This is a genomic window from Paraburkholderia elongata, from assembly GCF_013177735.1.
In the GTDB taxonomy this organism is placed as follows: domain Bacteria; phylum Pseudomonadota; class Gammaproteobacteria; order Burkholderiales; family Burkholderiaceae; genus Paraburkholderia; species Paraburkholderia elongata.
Genome location: NZ_WOEZ01000282.1, coordinates 1 through 1,411, shown reverse-complemented (window position 1 = coordinate 1,411; position 1,411 = coordinate 1). Strand labels below are relative to the sequence as shown.

At 62.0% G+C, this 1,411-nt stretch carries 1 protein-coding gene; it reads right to left on the bottom strand.

The features are described from left to right. Positions 1-189: 189 nt before the first annotated feature. Positions 190-1,263, bottom strand: a complete 1,074-nt coding sequence (locus GNZ13_RS46365; RefSeq protein WP_172177648.1) for an ATP-binding protein — start codon at positions 1,261-1,263, stop codon at positions 190-192. Positions 1,264-1,411: the final 148 nt, after the last annotated feature.

Sequence of the window (1,411 nt, the reverse complement as noted above, 5' to 3'; positions counted from 1 at the left end):
GCCATCGGAAGGGTGCCGCCGCTGACTCGCGCAGCGTGTCCTGACGCATCGCGGTGAGCGTCGGCAGCCATGCAATGCGCTTGCCCGGCGCGCCTTGCAAACCTTGCAAATGGCTACGCGAACCTGCGCTAGCACCTTGCCGCCATCGAAAACCGCTGCGCGAGTCAGCGGCGGCACCCTTCCGATGGCTCAGCGTTTTTTTGCGTTGAGCGGAATGACGCCTTTGACCTGCGCAACGCCCGCGGGCTGCGGTGGCAAGTAACCCCAATCGCTATCGGTAGTAGCGGCGCCTGACGCTGCATCTTGCGAGGATTGCGAAGGTTGCGAAGGCGCGGCAATCGCATCGTCAGCAGCCTGCTGCGGCGCTTCGCTCTCGCGCGCATCACCATCTGTACACGTTTCGCGATCGTGCCGCCGATGCGCCAGGACCGCCTCAGCGACCCGCTCGACATGCTCCGTCGTGACGGCAGCCGCCTGTTCGAAGGCAGCCAATGCCCGCGCTGCGCGCAGCATCACGAGATCGGCACGCAACCCATCGACCGCCGCGTCGATGCACAGCGCGCTGACATGTCCATGCACGGCGTCGTCGAAGTCGAGTTTCGGCAGCGCTTCACGCGCTGTAAGAATTCGCCGAACATATGTTTCCTGTTGCTGCGTATACCCAGCTCGAAAACCCTCCGGATCGAGATCAAACGCCAGACGCGCCTTGACGATCCGCTGACGCACCCGTGGCTCAAAACAGTTCTGCAACTCGACCATCAAACCAAACCGATCGATCAGTTGCGGCCGCAACTCGCCTTCCTCCGGATTCATCGTGCCGATCAGCACGAAGCTCGCATCGTGACTATGCGAGACACCATCGCGCTCGACGGTATTTACGCCACTGGCAGCCGCATCGAGTAAGGCATCGACGAGCCCGTCGGGCAGCAGATTCACTTCATCGACATACAGCACGCCGCGATGCGCTTTCGCGAGCAAGCCAGGCGAAAAGCGCACTGCGCCATCGCGCAACACGGTTTCGATATCGAGCGTGCCGATCAAGCGGTCTTCACTCGCGCCGAGCGGCAAATTCACCAGTTGCCCTTCCGGCAACAACTCAGCGAGCGCGCGCGCCGCGGTCGATTTCGCCGTGCCGCGCGGCCCGCTCACCAGCACGCCGCCGAGACCTGGATCGATCGCCACCAGCAGGAGCGCCTGCTGCAACGGCTTCTGGCCGATCAGCGCAGCAAATGGAAAAGCGGGCCGTTGGGTTGCTGCGTTCATCAGTATCTCCGAGAAACCTCAGCCTTCAGAGGCTGTCGCAAAACATTTCTGCTGTGCGTCCAATTGAAGCCCGGGCGTTGATGTGATTGCTGGCGCGAGCCAACAAATCGAGGAAATCTGTCCGGAAAACATTGCGCGACCTCGTGGA